General features: G+C 54.9%; 13 protein-coding genes. 2 read left to right on the top strand and 11 right to left on the bottom strand.

The annotated features are described in order from the left end of the window. Positions 1-43: 43 nt before the first annotated feature. The 3 genes from FGI04_RS13220 to tesA form a co-directional block, all read right to left on the bottom strand. The gene (locus FGI04_RS13220) at positions 44-904 is read right to left on the bottom strand and encodes a thioredoxin family protein (protein ID WP_407336846.1); all 861 of its coding nucleotides are present in this window, start codon (positions 902-904) and stop codon (positions 44-46) included. Positions 905-965: 61 nt separating this feature from the next. Beyond that, entirely contained in the window at positions 966-1742 is a 777-nt protein-coding gene (locus FGI04_RS13215) for an SDR family oxidoreductase (protein ID WP_019844595.1), read from the bottom strand. Positions 1743-1806: 64 nt separating this feature from the next. After that, a complete protein-coding gene (gene tesA / locus FGI04_RS13210) occupies positions 1807-2448 on the bottom strand; it encodes a multifunctional acyl-CoA thioesterase I/protease I/lysophospholipase L1 (RefSeq protein ID WP_152490366.1) in 642 nt (213 codons plus the stop codon). Here tesA and ybbA point away from each other — a divergent pair. Together ybbA and ybbP are read left to right on the top strand one after the other, a co-directional pair. Continuing rightward, the gene (ybbA, locus tag FGI04_RS13205; RefSeq protein WP_019844594.1) at positions 2416-3102 is read left to right on the top strand and encodes a putative ABC transporter ATP-binding protein YbbA; all 687 of its coding nucleotides are present in this window, start codon (positions 2416-2418) and stop codon (positions 3100-3102) included. The two genes, tesA and ybbA, sit on opposite strands and share 33 nt — an antisense overlap. Then, a complete protein-coding gene (ybbP, locus tag FGI04_RS13200) occupies positions 3099-5531 on the top strand; it encodes a putative ABC transporter permease subunit YbbP (RefSeq protein ID WP_407336845.1) in 2433 nt (810 codons plus the stop codon). Before ybbA ends, ybbP begins: the two co-directional genes overlap by 4 nt. Positions 5532-5572: 41 nt before the next feature. On the opposite strand, the gene speG is transcribed toward ybbP, so the two are convergent. From speG to mglB, 8 genes are all read right to left on the bottom strand, one after another. Next, positions 5573-6139: a spermidine N1-acetyltransferase gene (gene speG / locus FGI04_RS13195; protein WP_407336844.1), complete on the bottom strand. Its 567-nt coding sequence runs from the start codon at positions 6137-6139 to the stop codon at positions 5573-5575. A 129-nt stretch (positions 6140-6268) separates the two neighbouring features. Next, on the bottom strand, positions 6269-8434 hold the full coding sequence (locus tag FGI04_RS13190; protein ID WP_342699479.1) for a TonB-dependent siderophore receptor: 2166 nt from the start codon (positions 8432-8434) through the stop codon (positions 6269-6271). After that, a complete protein-coding gene (locus FGI04_RS13185; protein WP_407321050.1) occupies positions 8427-9536 on the bottom strand; it encodes an ABC transporter substrate-binding protein in 1110 nt (369 codons plus the stop codon). The genes FGI04_RS13190 and FGI04_RS13185 overlap by 8 nt, the downstream gene beginning before the upstream one ends. A gap of 176 nt (positions 9537-9712) precedes the next feature. Then, a complete protein-coding gene (locus FGI04_RS13180; RefSeq protein WP_407321052.1) occupies positions 9713-10558 on the bottom strand; it encodes an amino acid ABC transporter permease in 846 nt (281 codons plus the stop codon). After that, positions 10558-11379 carry an ABC transporter substrate-binding protein gene (locus FGI04_RS13175; RefSeq protein WP_248588113.1) on the bottom strand — a complete coding sequence of 274 codons (822 nt, stop codon included), beginning with the start codon at positions 11377-11379 and terminating at the stop codon, positions 10558-10560. The genes FGI04_RS13180 and FGI04_RS13175 overlap by 1 nt, the downstream gene beginning before the upstream one ends. A 301-nt stretch (positions 11380-11680) precedes the next feature. Further along, complete coding sequence (mglC, locus tag FGI04_RS13170; protein WP_342699482.1) at positions 11681-12691, bottom strand: galactose/methyl galactoside ABC transporter permease MglC; 1011 nt, start codon at positions 12689-12691, stop codon at positions 11681-11683. A 19-nt stretch (positions 12692-12710) separates the two neighbouring features. Beyond that, positions 12711-14231 carry a galactose/methyl galactoside ABC transporter ATP-binding protein MglA gene (mglA, locus tag FGI04_RS13165; RefSeq protein WP_342699483.1) on the bottom strand — a complete coding sequence of 507 codons (1521 nt, stop codon included), beginning with the start codon at positions 14229-14231 and terminating at the stop codon, positions 12711-12713. Between the two features lie 121 nt (positions 14232-14352). Further along, positions 14353-15348 carry a galactose/glucose ABC transporter substrate-binding protein MglB gene (mglB, locus tag FGI04_RS13160; protein WP_016942010.1) on the bottom strand — a complete coding sequence of 332 codons (996 nt, stop codon included), beginning with the start codon at positions 15346-15348 and terminating at the stop codon, positions 14353-14355. Positions 15349-15483: the final 135 nt, after the last annotated feature.

Here is a 15483-nt window from a genome sequence, read left to right as displayed (position 1 = left end):
AATTCGCGAAGGATCAGTACAACAAGGATCAGTACAACATGGATCAGTACAACAAAGAGTACAACTGACGGCGATAGCGGGCAGCTAGCGCATCGCCAGTACCCAGTGCTGCCATGATATCCATCAGTGTCTTGCGGGCGCTGCCATCGGCCGCCGCCAGATCTTTTTTCAGTAAGCCCATCAGCAGTTCCAGCGCTTCTTCGTTACGCCCGACCTGATGCAGTTGCAGACTCAGCTGTACCGCCAGTTCCTGATTATCCGGCGACGCGGCCAGTTGCTGTTGGAGTTGCTGAATCTCTGGTGTATCCGCCGCTTGTTTCATCAATTCGATTTGCGCGACCAGCCCATGATAGCGGGTGTCCTGATCCTGCAGTGGAATGGTATCCAGCACCGCTTGCGCATCTTCGGAACGATTGAGTTGGAGCTGCACTTCCGCCAGCAACAGTGCAATGTCGCTGCGCTTGGTGTCCAACTGCCAGGCGTCTTTCAACAGGACCACCGCTTCTTTTAACTGGTTTTCCTGAATCAACTGCTGTGCTTGCGCCAGTTTGAGGTCTTCGGCTTTCGGCAAGACACGTTGCAGCAAGTCACGGATGACGTCTTCCGGCTGCGGCCCCTGAAAACCATCCACGGGCTGACCGTCCTTGAACAGATACACCGTTGGAATAGCGCGCAGACCGAACTGCGCCGCCACACGTTGTTCAGCATCGCAGTCTACTTTTGCCAGAATGAACTGACCAGCATACTCCGCCGCCAGTTTGTCCAGCACAGGGCCCAGTTGCTGGCAGTGAGTACTGCGATCAGACCAGAAATAAAACAGCACCGGGGCGCTCATGGATTGTTCCAGCACCTGATGCAAATTGGTCTCGTTGATATCAATCACGTTGGCGTGTTGTTCAAACATGTCATTCTCTCTCAGCCTTTTTAGCCATTATGGGGTCGATGTCCGACACTTCAACCCCGAATCAGGATTTTGTCCGCAGCAGGTGGTCAAGCACGCAGCCCGGTAGCACGCGGCGTAGTACAGTAATGCCGTGGGCTAGCAACGTGACCGGATAGCGTAGTTTCGGGCGCGGACTTTCCAGCGCGTGAATCAACTTCGGCAGCACGGCTTGCGGCGGCAGCGTGAAACGGCTGGCGATACCGGGGTTAGTGACCGGTTTATCCTGTTGTGTCTGCGCCACATTATCGGTGAATCGGGTACTGATGGGGCCGGGTTCGATCAACGATACATGTACACCACTGCCGTGTAGTTCCATACGCAATGCATCGGACCAGGCTTCCAGCGCATATTTACTGGCCGCGTAAGCGCCTCGCCCTGGGGTGGAGATGAGTCCCATGACCGAACTGGTCTGGATAATTCGTCCTTCACCGTGCGGCAACATGGCGGGCAGCAACAGTTGGGTTAACTGGTGGGTACCAAACAGATTACTGGAAAACTGCTGTTCCAGTTGCTGACGGGAGATGGTGTTAAGCGGTCCGTACAGCCCGTAACCGGCGTTGTTGAACAAGCCGTAGAGCTGGTTGCCGGTCAGGGCAATCACGATATCCGCCGCTTGCCTGACGCTGGCACTGTTGTCGAGATCCAGATCGATCCCTTCAAAGCCCAGCGAATTCATGCGCGCCACATCCTGATGACGGCGGCAGGCCGCCAGTACGCGATAGCCGCGTTGTTGCAAACATTGAGCGGCAATCAGGCCAATGCCGCTGGAGCAACCGGTAATCAAAACCGCTTTTTGCATAACTTTACCTAACGAAAACGCTTAAATATCAAGAGTCGTGGTTAACTGTTAGTCTGTAATAGACTCAGTGTTGGTGAATAATGGGGTCAAGCTGTGTTGCCATCCATTGCGCGATAAACGGCTGGGCGTCACGGTTGGGATGGATGCCATCATCCTGCATCCATTCTGGCTTGAGATAAACCTGTTCCATGAAAAACGGCAGCAGAGGAACGCCCAACGTTGTAGCAAGCCGCGGATAAACCGCGCTGAATGATTCCGTATAGCGCCGTCCATAGTTGGCAGGCAAGCGGATTTGCATCAGCAACGGTTGGGCGTTGGCCGCTTTGACTTGTGTAATGACGCTGGTGAGTTCCCGCTCCAGGTTTTGCGGGGGAAACCCACGCAGGCCGTCATTGCCGCCCAGCTCAATCAATACCCAGCGCGGCTGATGTTGTTGTAGCAACATCGGCAGGCGCGCCAGCCCCTGTGCGGCGGTGTCGCCGCTGATGCTGGCGTTCACCACCCGGACCGTGACGGCCGGGGTGCGCGACTGCCAGGTCGCATCCAGTAATGCAGGCCAGGCCTGGTTCGCCGCCATACGATAGCCTGCGCTCAGGCTGTCGCCCAGCACCAATAGCGTATCTGTCGCGAAGGCGCGCAGACTGAACAGGCCCCAGAATAGAAGGATAACGACATGCCTGCAGAAAACATTCTTGAAGTTCATCATCTTAGTAAGCACGTTGGTCAGGGGGAACATCAGCTCTCCATCCTCACCGGAGTTGAGCTGGTTGTCAAACCTGCTCAGACCATTGCGCTGGTGGGCGAGTCCGGTTCGGGGAAATCAACCCTGTTGGGGATTCTGGCCGGACTGGATGACGGCAGCAGCGGGCAGGTGTCGCTGCTTGGTCAGCGGCTCGATAGCCTGGATGAAGAAGGTCGAGCTGCACTGCGGGCGCAGAATGTGGGGTTTGTGTTTCAGTCTTTTATGCTGGTGCCGACCCTGACCGCGCTGGAGAACGTGCAGCTACCTGCGTTGCTGCGTGGCGAAAGCGATCGCCATAGTCGTCAGCAGGCGGAGCAGCTTTTACAGCAGCTTGGGTTGGGAGCGCGATTACACCACCTGCCTGCGCAGCTTTCCGGCGGCGAGCAGCAGCGCGTTGCGCTGGCTCGTGCGTTCAGTGGCCGCCCACGGTTGCTATTTGCCGATGAACCTACCGGTAACCTCGACCGTCAAACGGGCGATCGTATCGCTAATCTGCTGTTTTCCCTTAATCGCGACTTTGCCACCACGCTGATTTTAGTGACGCATGACGAACAGCTGGCGGCGCGTTGTGAGCGTTGTCTGCGGTTGCGCGACGGAAAATTGTGGGAGGATGCATGATCTGGCGTTGGTTTTGGCGAGAGTGGCGATCGCCGTCGTTGCTGATTGTCTGGCTGGCGTTAACGCTGTCGGTGGCTTGCGTGCTGGCGTTAGGGGCTATCAGTGATCGGATGGAGAAAGGGCTGAGCCTGCAAAGTCGGGATTTTCTGGCCGGCGATCGCGTGCTGCGGGCATCCCGCCCGGTAGATGAACAGTGGTTACAGCAGGCGCAGCAATTAGGGCTGGCGCAGAGTCGGCAAGTATCGTTCATGACCATGACCTACGCGGGAGACAACGCACAACTGGCGCAGGTTAACGCCACCGATACGCAGTATCCGTTGTATGGCGAGCTGAAGACACAACCCGCCGGGCTGCGGGCGTCGCCGGGCACGGTGCTGGTCGCTCCACGTCTGCTGGCGTTACTGGGAATAAAGGTGGGCGATAAGTTGGATGTCGGCGATACCACCTTGACCGTCGCCGGGGAATTGCTGCAAGAGCCGGACGCGGGGTTTAATCCGTTCGAGACCGCGCCACGGGTGTTAATGAATCTGGCGGATGTGGATAAAACCGGCGCTATTCAGCCCGGTGGACGCATTACCTGGCGCTATATGTTTGCCGGGACACCCTCACAACTCACCCGCTTTAGCGACGTTATCACACCACAGTTGAAACCGGATCAACGCTGGTATGGTATGGCGGATTCGCAGGGAGCCGTGGGCAAATCGCTGCAACGCTCCCAGCAGTTCCTGCTGTTGTCGGCACTGCTGACGTTACTGCTTTCGGTGGCGGCGGTAGCGGTGGCGATGGGGCATTATTGCCGCAGCCGTTACGACCTGGTGGCGGTACTGAAAACGCTGGGGGCTGGGCGTCAGGCGTTGCGTCGGCTGATTATCGGGCAGTGGGTATCGGTACTGATGCTATCGGCATTGTGCGGCAGCCTGCTGGGAATGGGCTTTGAAGCGTTGCTGATACGGGTACTTGCACCGGTGTTGCCGGGCGAATTACCCGCTGCCGGGCTATGGCCGTGGGGCTGGGCGCTGGGAACGCTGGTGCTGATCTCCTTGCTGGTGGGGATTCGCCCTTATCGGCAGTTGCTGGCGACCCTGCCGCTGCGGGTATTACGTCAGGATGTGGTCGCGAATGTGTGGCCGTTGCGCTATTACCTGCCCGCCGTGGCAGTGGTGGTTATCGGTTTACTGGTGGTGTTGTCTGGCGGCGGCGCGTTGTTATGGTCGCTGTTGGGCGGGATGCTGGCATTATCGCTGCTGCTGGGGGGGATTGGCTGGGGCAGCTTGCTCGTGTTGCGTCGCCTGACGCTGAAAAGGTTGTCATTGCGTCTGGCAATTAACCGCTTGTTACGTCAACCGTGGGTCACGCTGGGGCAACTGGCGGCGTTTTCACTCTCTTTTATGCTGCTGTCGCTTTTGCTGCTGTTGCGTGGTGATTTGCTGGAGCGCTGGCAACAGCAGTTACCCCCCGGTAGCCCTAACTACTTTGTGTTGAATATCAATGCGGATCAGGTGCCGCAGGTCAGGGATTTTCTGGCACAGCATCAGGTAAAACCGCAAACGTTCTACCCGATCATTCGCGCCCGCCTGACGGAAATCAATGGGCTGAGGGCGACCGATCTGGTGCACGAGGATGATCCCGGTGGGGAAACCGTCAACCGGGAGTTGAACCTGACCTGGCTGGCGCAGTTGCCGGGGCATAATCCGCTGGTGGCAGGGCAGTGGCCGCCAAAAGCGGGTGAAGTGTCGATAGAACAAGGCGTGGCGCAACGTCTGGGGGTGAAGATTGGCGATACGCTGACGTTTACCGGTGATACTCAGCCGTTTCAGGCAACCATCAGCAGCCTGCGGCAGGTGGATTGGGAAAGCCTGCGGCCGAACTTTTTCTTTATCTTCCCGCCAGGAACGCTGGATAGCCAGCAGCAGTCATGGTTGACCAGCTTCCGCTATGACGGCGGCGATACGTTGATTACCCAGTTGAATCGACAGTTTCCTACGCTGACGGTGTTGGATGTCGGTGCGATTCTACAGCAGCTTGGTGCCGTGTTGCAGCAGGTCGGGCTGGCGCTGGAAGTGATGGTGGTGTTGGTGTTGTTCTGCGGCGCGCTGTTATTGCTGGCACAGATTCAGGTGGGGATGCGCCAGCGGCGTCAGGAGTTGATTGTCTATCGCACGCTGGGGGCCGGGCAGCGTTTATTACGCGCCACCTTGTGGTGGGAGTTCGCGGTGTTGGGGTTATCGGCCGGTGTGGCGGCAGCACTGGGGGCGGAAGCAGCATTGTGGTTGTTGCAACGCAAGGTGTTTGATTTTCCGTGGCAGCCGAACCTGTGGTTGTGGGGCGGGTTGCCGGTCGTGGCGGCGTTGCTGCTGTCGCTGTACGGCAGTTGGCTGGGGCTGCGTCTGTTACGCGGTAAGGCGTTGTTCCGTCGTTATCACGCCTGAGGTTAACTCAGGCGCTTTTACTCTCGCTGACTCTCAATGAGTCAGCGTGTGATCGCGTCTTCAGTGTTTTTGTTGCCGGGGTTTTTGTACTTCTCCAGATACTGATGCTGGAAGATACACATACGGATGGTGTTGCGGTATTCGCCGTTGATAAAGAATTCATGAATCAATTCGCCTTCTACTTCAAACCCGAGCTTGGTGTAGATGTGGATGGCTTTCTGGTTCTCTTTATCTACGATCAGGTACAGCTTGTAGAGGTTGAGAATTGAAAAGCCGTAATCCATTGCCAGCCGGGCGGCGGCGCTGGCATAGCCTTGCCCCTGATGGGTTGGGTCGATGATTATCTGAAATTCGGCGCGGCGGTGGATATGGTTGATATCCACCAGTTCTACCAGACCGACTTTGGTGGCATCGTGCTCAATGATGAAACGGCGCTCGCTCTGGTCGTGGATGTGCTTATCGTACAGGTCGCTCAGTTCAACAAACGCTTCGTAAGGTTCTTCAAACCAGTAGCGCATGACGCTGGCGTTATTATCCAACTGATGAACAAAGGTGAGGTCGTCACGCTCCAACGGGCGCAGACGTACGACTTCATGGATCTCCGGCATAACGTCTCCTGATTAGGGGGATGGCGTGACGTTAACCAGCTTGTCGTGCGAGGTCAATCGGTGGGCGATGAAAGTACGTTATGGCGTGCCGCCGGGAGACGGCACGCGTTAGATGTGTAGCGGCAGTAATCAGAAGTCGACGCTGGCGCGCAACACCACTTCACGCGGGTCGCCAATCGCCACATATTGGCTGTTGCCGCTGGAGGGGTAGTAGGTTTTGTCGAACAGGTTTTTGATGTTCAACTGCCATTTCACCTTGTAACCGTTGAGCGGCACGCTATAGGCGATAAAGGCATCCGCCACGGTGTAGTCGTCAAGGAAGAAGCTGTTGGCGGCATCGCCCGGTCGACGGCCTACGTAGCGGGCACCGACGCCAGCACGCAGATCATCACCCGCGTGAAGGCCCAGATTGCCGAAGTCATTGGTCAGGAACAGTGACGCGGTGTGGCGCGCTACGTTAGCCAATTCATTACCCTGATTCGTCGGGTCGGAGGTGACTCGTGCATCGGTAAAGGCGTAGGCACCAATCAGGCTCAGGCTGTCGGTCAGTTTACCCGCGACATCCACTTCTACCCCTTGTGAACGTACCTTACCGGCGGTGCGGGTAACGGTTTCGCTGATGCCATTAATGGTCTGCAGTTCATCCACCATCACGTTGCGCTTTTGAATATCGAATAACGCCAGGTTGGCGGTAATACGATTGGGGAGATCCAGCTTGGCACCGATCTCATAGGAGCGCCCGACTTCCGGCTCCATCGTCGCCCCGATTGCTTTGTTGACGGCCGAGTTAGGCTTAAAGGATTCGCTATAACTGGTGTACAACGAGGCGTAAGACGTGAGGTTGTACACGACGCCAGCGCGTGGCACCAGTCGGCTGTCTGACCTGTCTGTATTGGTCACGAAGGGACGTCCTTTGCCCGACATGACGTCAAAACGGTCATAGCGCACGCCGCCTAACAGCATCCAGTGTTCATCCAGCCGTATGGCGTCCTGCATGAAAACGCCGGTGCTATCGACGTCTTCTTTCTGGTCGCTCTCAGCCGCGATAATGTCGTTGGATGCCGGGAAGAGGCCGTATACCGGGTTATAGATATTGAAACTGCTGTTGTTCTTGCTACGAATCATATTGCCGCGATGGGTACGGTCAGCTTCATGATCGAAACCGAATAACAACTGGTGGTTGATGTTGCCCCAGTCGATATCGCCATTTAACGTCAGTTGCACATTTTGTGACTGACTGTGCGCATCCTGAGTCGCATCAGCCCGGCGTGTCAGAAATCCGGTTTTCGGATTAAGCGACATGGCACGCGCCTGATTGTCGTTATAGGTATTGCGGCTATAGGCGTAATTCAGTTTGCTTTTCCAGCGCTCGTTCAACGTATTTTCCATCTGGAACGTCAGTGTGTCCTGATCGCCGCGGGTGGCGTTATAGGTTTCATCAAACCGTCGCTCGCGCGGCGTGGCAACCGGTTTGCCGGTACGGCTATCGATGACAGTCCCGCGATCAAACGGTGTCAGGTATTCCATGTGCTCATAAGCAACCAGCACGGTGGTATTTTCACCATACCACATCAGTGAGGGGGCAACGGTTGTCTGGCGATTGCGACCGAAATTACGCCAGTAATCGGTTTCATCGTGATCGACAATCAGGCGATAAGCCAGACCAGAGGTGCTGATTGGGCCGGTGATGTCCAACTGACCACCGCCGCCGTTAAAGCTGCTGTTCCAGCCTTCGATATGGGTTTTCTGCACCAGCTCCGGTTTTTTGCTGATGATGTTGATCATACCGCCAGGGTCGCCCCAGCCGTACAGCATGGACGCTGGCCCTTTGAGCACTTCCACCCGTTCGGTGGTTGGGGTGACATTACGCGCCTGAATCGAACGTACGCCGTCACGCAGGATGGAACCGTCACGGTTATCGCCGAAACCACGTTTCATTACGGCGTCTTGAGTTCCTCCCAGCGTGTTGGCTTGAGTGATGCCACTGACGTTATACAACGCGTCGTCAAGGTTTCTGACCGCCTGATCCTCCAGCACCTGCTGCGGCACCACGTTAACGGCCTGAGGTATATCCAGCAGGCGGCTGTCGGTACGGGTGCCGGTCACGGCGTTGTGCGGTTGATAGCCGGTTTCCCCAGTGTTGGTTGCAGGCGTGCTGGCGTTCACTACCAGGGTATCTTCCTGCTTTTTGGTCTCTGACGGGGTAGTGCTATCGGTTGATGCGGCGGTGGCCTGAAGGCTGAACGGCAGCAAAGCTAGCAGCGGCCAGCTTTTTTGCCAGTGGCGGTTATTCATGTGTTAACTGACTCCAATAGGTCCCTGAAAAATCAATCGGTAAAAATTGTTGATAGAGTTGTTGTAAGGTGCGCTGCGGATCGATGTCGCTAAACAGCGTCGGGTAGAGGGCTTTGGCGAACATTTCTACCATCACCACGTGATAAGGGCTGAGATAAAAGTTGTGCCACATACTCCAGGCCCGGCCGTTGCCGACGGCGCTGAGGTGTGAGAGCAGGGGTTCTTGCAGCAGTAGCGTGCGTAAACTGTCGCTTGCCTGACGGGGTGTGACGTCCGGCCCGAGCATCAGGTCAGAAAAGCGTTTGCCGTCTGGCCCGGCCATCCCGGTGGCAATGTAGACATCGGGGTTGGCGGCTAATGCCTGTTCCGGGCTCAGCTCGCCGTATACCCCTTTGACTTTGCCTGCCGCGATGTTATCGCCGCCAGCAAAGGCCAGCAGTTCGCCGAGATTACCGTTGACGGCAGTGGTACAGCAGGTATCCCGGCGGCCAAGATGCAAATGCAACATCACCGTCGGTTTGCGCCCCTGATACTGTGCGAGCCGTGTTCTTATGGCATCCATATGTTGCTGGTAGAACGTGATAAAGGCATCGGCGCGTGACTGCTGGTTCAGTACTTCACCCAACAGGCGCAGGCTGGGGACGGTGTTTTTCAGCAGGTCAATGCGCAAATCGACATAAATGTAAGGAATGCCCGCCTGCGTTAACGCTTGCTGGATGCTCTGTTCGTTGTCGGCCCCTTTGGCCAGCCGCGGCAGGATCACCAGGTCGGGCTTCAGTGGCAATAGCATCTCTGCGTTAACGCTGTTGAGATTGCCGTTACCCAACTGTGGAATACGTGCGATATCAGGGAATGCCGTTATGTAGCGCCCCCAGCTTTGGGCATCGTAACGCGCCAGGTCGCCTGGCCATCCAACTATGCGCTGCGCCGGGTTCCCCGGTTCCAGCAAGGCCAGCGTATACAACATGCGACTTTCACCCAGCACGATCCGTTGCGGGTTATCTGGAATGATGACCTGACGACCGGTGATATCGGTGACGGTTTTGGCCTGAACCAGAGGGGAAAGGCTGAGTATGGTGAAGAGGAGAAAAAGGATACGCATGTGCTTTTCTCGTAAAAATTAGGCGTGAAAAAATAATAAGAATTATTTTTATTTGCAACAAAAAGACGAGAAACGAAAGTAAAAAAAGAAAAGCCCTGCTATTTCACAGGGCTATTGCAAATGGGGGCGATAATTAACGACGGCCGTTGTGATACGTCGAGCGCATTAACGGAGGATCAATAGGGGGTCTTCTCGTCGTGATGCTCGTAACCACGACCGAAGCGTCGCTCCAGTCGGCCCTGGAGCAGTTCCAGACCGATAGACAGCAACCAGTAAATTACGGCAGCGGTGGTGAGCATTTCCATGTAGTGGTAGGTGCTGCGCCCGTAAGACTGCGCCAGAAAATTCAGCTCCCACAAGCCCATCAGCGACACCAGTGATGAGTCTTTGATCATTGAAATGAACTGAGAACCGGCAGGAGGAATGATGATGCGCAGCGCCTGCGGTGCCACCACATGGGTGGTAATAATCCAACGTGACAGTCCTAAGGCCATCGCCGCTTCTTTTTGACCGCGGGGAACCGAGAGGACACCGCTGCGAATGGTTTCGGCCAGATAAGCGCCGTAGTTGAGCGATAGCGCAATAATACCGGAGGTGAAAGCGCTCATCACAATACCGACCTGGGGCAGTGCGAGGTAGATTATCAGTACCTGCACCAGCAGAGGTGTGCCGCGAAACAGCGAAACGTAAAACGTGGCGCAACCAAATGCGATGGCGCTGGAAGAGAGCCTGCCTGCTGCGGTGATAACCGCCAGCAGGATACAGAACAGCATGGATATGATGGTGATGACGACGCTCAGCACCGCTCCCTGAATGAAGCCATCCGGCGACAGGTGCATGCCCAGCATGGAGGGCAATTTCTGACGGATAAGGCCGGTATCCAAATCCATAAATGAAAACAGCCACAACAGCAGGCTGAGCAACACCAGCCAGGTCAGCCCCGCACGCAAACGAAAACCTAATCCGGCGCGCTCAGGCGCCGGTGGCATGTTGGATGGTTTTTTAGCGGGTGAACGCGGCATTACGGGGTGACCCCGGTGATGTCTTCACCAAACCATTTCATGGAGATGGCTTTGAGGGTACCGTCAGCACGTAGTGCGGTGATGGTATCAGCCAGTGTTTTGCTCCATTCCGGGTCGCCTTTATCAACGGCAATCCAGTTTGGTTCAGCATACAGCTCTTGCAGAATACGCAGTTGCGGCAGTTTTTCGAGGCGAGGTTTAGCTGTGATGCGATCGGAAATGACCGCATCCAGACGTTTACCTGGGCCTAACGCCAGATTACGGAATGCCATCTCTTCATCGGTGGGGACCGCCTGAACATGGTCAAATGGGAAGGCAATCGGCTTGCCGCCGGGGATCACCAGACTTTTGTTGAGGTAGTTCTCGTAGCTGGAACCCAACCCCAGCCCGACTTTCTTGTTGCTCAGGTCAGCGGCGGAGTGGATGTTTTTCTCATCTTTATGGACGATCAGCACAGCGAAGGTGCTGTAATAAGGGGTAGCGAAATCCAGAACTTTGGCACGTTCGGCGTTTGGCGTCATCGAACAGATGCACATATCCCAGCGGCCTTGCCATTTACCACCGACGATGGTTTCCCAGCCTGGTGTTGCCAGTTCCAGCTTTGCCCCCAGTTTTTGCGCGACGGCGTTGGCAACATCGACATCAAAACCAACCAACTGATTGTTATCATTAAGATAACTGAATGGTGGATAATCATTGAACAACACGTTACGGACAACACCGGTTTGTTTAACCCGATCCAGCGTGCTACCGGCCTGCGCGGTGCTCAGCGCCAAACAGGTACTCAGCGCGAGAGCCATCAGAGCGAGGAGTTTTTTCATCTATTTTCCCTATAAGCGAGCATCACAACGATTAACGCGGGGCGAGTGGCCGCATTCCGTGTGGAAATCACAAAGGCGTTATTTTATAGCAGCAGCGGACGAGTGCAAAATAAGGTCTTTGTCGGGCAGTTGGAAAGCCGGGCATAAGCATCGGCGATTGGCGGTATCTTATCGTCCTGATAAATACGTCGTCCCGATAAATACGCTGGATAACGGGACTCTCAGCCTGGTTGGGGGGCTATAGACAAAAACAAACCTGCCACCGAAGTGGCAGGTTTGACAGTGTGAGGCACGGTTTGCGTTATTTTTTGCGAGCGTACTTCAATGAGTCCAGGGCAACGGCGAAAATGATGATGCCGCCTTTGATAATGTACTGCCAGTAAGGGCTGACGCCGATGTAAGTCAGACCGTAGTTGATGAGGGTAAAGATGATAACCCCGGTCACGACACCGGCAACCGTACCCACGCCACCCGCAAAAGACACGCCGCCGACCACGCACGCGGCGATGGCGTCAAGTTCGTACATAAAGCCCAGGTTGTTGGTGGCACTACCGATACGGCCTGCTTCCAGCATACCGCCGAAGGCATAGAACACGCCGGACAGCATGTACACCCAAATCAGGTTCAGCGACACGTTCACACCAGACACTTTGGCGGCTTCCGGGTTACCGCCGATAGCGAAGATGTTTTTACCAAAACGGGTTTTATTCCACAAAATCCACACGAACAGTGACGCAATCGCTGCATAGAACGTGATGTAGGACAGTTTGAAATCACCGAAGCGCACAAAGCCCTGTGCGAAAGTGGAGAAACGGTCATCAAAGCCAGCGATCGGGGATGCACCCACGATGTCGTAGTACAGTGAGTTGATACCGTAAACGATGATCATCGTACCCAATGTGGTGATGAACGGCGTCACTTTCAGGTAGGCGATGATAAGGCCGTTGACCAGACCAATCACTGCACCGATAGCACAAACGATCAGAATAACCAGCGGGATCGGCATGGTTTCCAGGTGTGGGAACACCTTGTTGCTGTTGTCCATCGCCTGTAACAGCGTAGCAGCCACCACCGCGGCGAGGCCGACCTGGCGACCAGCCGACAGGTCGGTACCCTGCGTGACGATAAGCCCGGCTACGCCAAGCGCAATGATGACGCGCACAGAAGACTGGGTAAGAATGTTACTCAGGTTGGTGAGGCTGAGGAAGGTGGGGTCCTGGATAATAATAATCACCAGCAATACCAGTAGTACGGCGTAAATGCCACTGTCTTTCAGCCAGGTGAGCGCACTTTTTTTAGTTGTAGCTTTCATGGTAACAGCCCTTGCATCATTAAAGGTGTAACGACGCTAAACGGAGAATTTCGTTCTGCGTGGTGTTCTTGGTTTCGACAATGCCTGCGACGAGGCCATTACTCATCACCAGAATACGGTCGGTGATGCCCAGCAGCTCTGGCATTTCAGACGAAATGATGATGATTCCTTTGCCTTTTTTCGCCAGTTCTGAAATCAGCTGATAAATCTCGAATTTCGCGCCCACGTCAATGCCGCGGGTCGGTTCGTCGAGCATCAGGATTTCCGGCTGAGTCAGCAGCCAGCGTCCGATGATAACCTTCTGCTGGTTACCGCCAGACAGCGAGCCGATAGCGGTGTGGTGGCCTGGGGTTTTTACCCGCATGGAATCAATCACCCACTGCACATCGCTTTTCATGCGTTTGTTGTCCAGCAGGCCGAGGCTATTTTTGTATTTGTGAATATTGGAAATCAGCGAGTTGAAGCCGACATCCAGATAGGCGTAGATACCGGTAGAGCGGCGCTCTTCGGTGACCAACGCGAAACCGTTATTAATCGCTTCGTTAGCGTTGTGGTTGTTGATGTCTTTGCCGTGCAGCTTGATAGTGCCGCTGAGTTTTTCGCGGATACCGAACAGGGTTTCGACGATATCGGTACGTTTGGCACCGACCAGACCCGCAATCCCCAGAATCTCGCCTTGGCGCAGGTCAAACGACACATCGCGGATAGACGGCTGACGCATTGAGGTCAAACCGCGTACTTCCAGCATCACGTCACCCGGGGTGTTGGTTTTGTCCGGGAAGCGTTGATTGAGGGAACGGCCCACCATCATGGCGATGATCTGGTCCATATTCAGGCCTTCGAGCGGCTGAGTCGCGACCCACTGACCGTCACGCAGGACAGTGATTTCATCGCACAACTGGAAGATCTCTTCCATTTTGTGGGAGATATAAACAATGCCGCAGCCCCGGTCTTTCAGCTTACGGATGATAGTGAACAGATGGTTCACCTCTTTTTCCGTTAGTGACGAGGTGGGCTCGTCCATGATGACGATTTTGGCATTGTAGGAGAATGCTTTGGCGATCTCGATCATCTGCATCTGCGACACGGACAGTGAGGCCACTTTGTCGCGCGGATCGATATCGATATCTAGTTCATCGAAAATGGCTTTGGTGTCGCGATACATTTTTTCCTGATCGACGAACAACCCTTTTTTGGGATAACGGCCGAGCCACATGTTATCCATGACCGAGCGTTGCAAGACCAGGTTCAATTCCTGATGCACCATGGATACGCCGTTCTCCAGCGCTTCCTTCGCGCTTTTGAAATCGATCTCCTGCCCCTGGAATTGAATGCTCCCTGTATCTTTCTGATAAATGCCGAACAGACATTTCAGTAGAGTCGATTTTCCCGCGCCGTTTTCTCCCATCAGGGCATGGATAGAGTGGGGGCGCACCTTCAGGTTGACATTATCCAATGCCTTTACACCGGGAAACGACTTACTGATATTGGTCATCTCCAGCAGGAATTCGCGCTGAGTGGTTAGAGTATCACTGGTCATATTTTACCTGGCCGAAATAATTACCTGGCTGAAACGTTGCCAGACTGAACATGACTGTCTGGCTGAAAAAACCGGTCGTTCAAACAGTGAAGGGCGCAGCGGTTGCTGCGCCCCGACAAGATTACTTCGTGAATTGCGCCAGGTTGTCTTTATCAACCGGCACGTAAGGTACGCGAACCACCTTGTTTTCGATTTTGAAGTTAGTGCCTTCAGCGGCTGGTTTGCCCAGCGCCAGGTTTTTCGCCAGATCGATAGTGGCTTTGGCCTGGTTGTCGGCGTCATTCAGCACGGTACCAGCCAGTGCGCCGGATTTGATCAGCGACAGGGCTTCTGGCAGCGCGTCAACGCCGAATACCGGAATGCTGCTCTTGTTATGCGCTTTCAGCGCTTCGACAGCACCCATTGCCATGGCGTCGTTGTTGGCAATCAGTACTTCAATCTTGTCGGCGTTAGGACCAGACATCCAGGCGTCAACCTTGTCTTTCGCCATAGCGGTATCCCACATGGCGGTATCCATCTGCAACTGCTGGACTTTGATGCCGTCTTTGGTCAGGGTATCAATCACGTATTTGGTACGGGCTTCGGCATCCGGATGGCCCGGTTCGCCTTTGAGCAGGGCGTACTGGATAACGCCGTCTTTGTTCAGATCCCAGGATGGGTTGGCTTTCCAGTGTTTGGCGATCAACTGACCCTGAATGATCCCGGATTCTTTGGAATCAGTACCGACATAGTAGGCTTTGTCATAGCTGGCCAGTACTTTTGCGTTCGGTTCTTTGTTGAAGAACACCACCGGTACATCGGCCGCTTTCGCTTTCTGTACCACAATGGCAGCGGCAGCCGGGTCAACCAGGTTGATAGCCAGTGCTTTCACGCCTTTAGCCAGCAGGACATCGACCTGATCGTTTTGTTTGGATTGGTCGTTCTGCGAGTCATTCATCAGCAGTTCGACGCCACCCAGGGCTTTGGCTTCTTTTTCAATATCTTTACGCACCATCGACATGAAGTTATCGTCGTATTTGTAGATGGTGACGCCGATACGGGTATCCGCGGCATGGGCGGAGGCTCCGAACATCATGCTGGCAACCAGGGCGGTGAGAGTGAAAACCTTCTTATTCATGATATCTCCGGGTTTATGCAGGGTAGTTCTCAGTCCGGCCGCACAACGCAAGGTAGACGTAGTACGGCAGTCAGTTAGTCGTCATCAGTGGCGGGTACGCCGGTCTGATGGAGTTTGCAGGCATGGCCCGCTTAA

The sequence above is a fragment of the Dickeya ananatis genome (assembly GCF_019464615.1).
Taxonomy (GTDB): Bacteria; Pseudomonadota; Gammaproteobacteria; order Enterobacterales; family Enterobacteriaceae; genus Dickeya; species Dickeya oryzae.
This window is presented reverse-complemented; position numbering and strand designations above follow the sequence as displayed.